Here is a 1,745-nt window from a genome sequence, read left to right on the forward strand (position 1 = left end):
TGCAGTTTGACGATCATGGGTTGGGCGCTCGAGAGAGTTGTAGCAGGATACCCATGACTTCTCGTGCTGTGTTCAGTTTGAGTAGCCGATTGCTTATATGATCGTCAGGGATGCGACAGCTACTGAACAAATCGCGCCGTATCAACTTCATCCGAAAGAAAAAACGCACCACCAGGCCCGATGGTGTAAATGCGCCCATTCGGCGCGACAAACTCGGCAATATCGTCTTCCGCTTCGTACTGATTGCTTGTATCCAAAGACAACACCACATGATTTGAGAAAACCAAGTCCACCATATTGGATTCAAGCACTAGAAAATTACGCAGAAATACACCTTCTAAGTATTTTAATTTTTCTGCCGCATTATCATCAGTAATGGATTCGCTATCCACAATCACCCGGCTCCCGTCGGCCAGTCTCCAGAAGCAATCCCGAATCCTCAGCCTAGCTTCACCCGCCTGAATCGCACGTTTACTCACCACAGGGCGAATCTGGATGATGCCGCCGAAGTCCATATACAGCATTGACCCGAGATATTTACCTACTTGCCAGCAAGCCTTATCGGAAATCGAATCCAGCATGACCTGGCGCATTTCACTTTCGCTTAGCTCGCGACGCAGCCAAGGTGCTTCGGTAGTAAATGCCATCTATGTATCCTTCTTTCTTTATTTCAGCCCCACGTAGGATAAGGCTAACCCGTATCAAACCAAGGTAACGGCAGCGACATTCAAGCGGTCGTGACGACTTTGATCCTAGATGCGTCAAGGGCTTGGCCAGGCGTGGCCTGGTAACAAGCAGCACGCCATGTCATTGCCAGTGTTCATGCTACGCCAATATCATTGCACTCTAAACCCATCCACCCTAAAGTAGGCGCGCTAAGCGCGTTCTCTTCCACATCTGGTTTCAACGCCCAATATGGCTGCCATCTTTGCTTTCACATGCACCTGCTGCAACGAGATCCACGAAGGGTCACCGTCGTATGCGTTTAACGCGCCGGATCACTACGCCTGCCTCAATGAAGTAGAAAAGGCATCGATGGGCCATCTGGATGACGATTTGTGCATGATCAAGCACGACGAAGGTTGCGATTATTTCATTCGGGCACTGCTGGAAGTGCCCATACACGGGGTAGAAGAACCGTTTTTGTGGGGGCTGTGGGTATCGGTCTCGCAGCGGAGTTTCGAACGCTATGTTGAAACCTTCGACAACCCGGTGGCCGGGAACTGTTTCTTCGGCTGGGTATGCAATGCCGTACCCTGGTACCCGGCGGCGGGTGCGCTGGCAAGCGATGTCGTGGTGCCGGCTGACGGCCAGCGCCCGCTGCTGTTCCTGCATCAGGATGGCGAAAACGATCATCCTCTGATCGTGGATCAAAAGCAGGGCATCAGCATTGCCAAAGCGCAGCAGATTGCCGAGTTCCTGCTGCACGCCAGCTAAACCAGTTTGCCACTATACCGCCTGACCGTTGCCACTCGCGCGGCCAACGGGCCGGGTACCACCCAAACTTGCCTTGCCATGGCACGCGCCGGGCAAGTGGCAACTTGCAGGAACACAACATGATTCAGCGCCATACTGTTCTGATGAACATCCAGGATGCACGAGAGCAACTTGAGGCCATCGAGGAAATCGGGCCTGTCCGAATTTTTGTGTAAACGGGGTTTGGGTTACGCCTGTGGAATGCGTTCCTCGAACTGAATGGTAAAGCGAGTCAGCGCCGCCTTCCAATCCCGAATCGGCATGGTCCA

Annotated in this window: 2 protein-coding genes; one reads left to right on the top strand and one right to left on the bottom strand. The window is 52.7% G+C overall.

Translation table 11 applies throughout. The annotated features are described in order from the left end of the window. Window positions 1-119: 119 nt before the first annotated feature. A complete protein-coding gene (locus PQU95_RS18440) occupies window positions 120-647 on the bottom strand; it encodes a hypothetical protein (protein ID WP_272753355.1) in 528 nt (175 codons plus the stop codon). A gap of 268 nt (window positions 648-915) precedes the next feature. Between PQU95_RS18440 and PQU95_RS18445 the strand changes: the two genes are divergently transcribed. Then, the gene (locus PQU95_RS18445) at window positions 916-1,437 is read left to right on the top strand and encodes a DUF2199 domain-containing protein (RefSeq protein WP_272753356.1); all 522 of its coding nucleotides are present in this window, start codon (window positions 916-918) and stop codon (window positions 1,435-1,437) included. Window positions 1,438-1,745 lie beyond the last annotated feature (308 nt).

Source organism: Vogesella aquatica, assembly GCF_028548455.1.
Lineage (GTDB): Bacteria > Pseudomonadota > Gammaproteobacteria > Burkholderiales > Chromobacteriaceae > Vogesella > Vogesella aquatica.

Bases quoted from the DNA above. Each gene is read 5' to 3' on its own strand.
- PQU95_RS18440 (WP_272753355.1), bottom strand. From the start codon at position 647: ATGGCATTTACTACCGAAGCACCTTGGCTGCGTCGCGAGCTAAGCGAA.
- PQU95_RS18445 (WP_272753356.1), top strand. From the start codon at position 916: ATGGCTGCCATCTTTGCTTTCACATGCACCTGCTGCAACGAGATCCAC.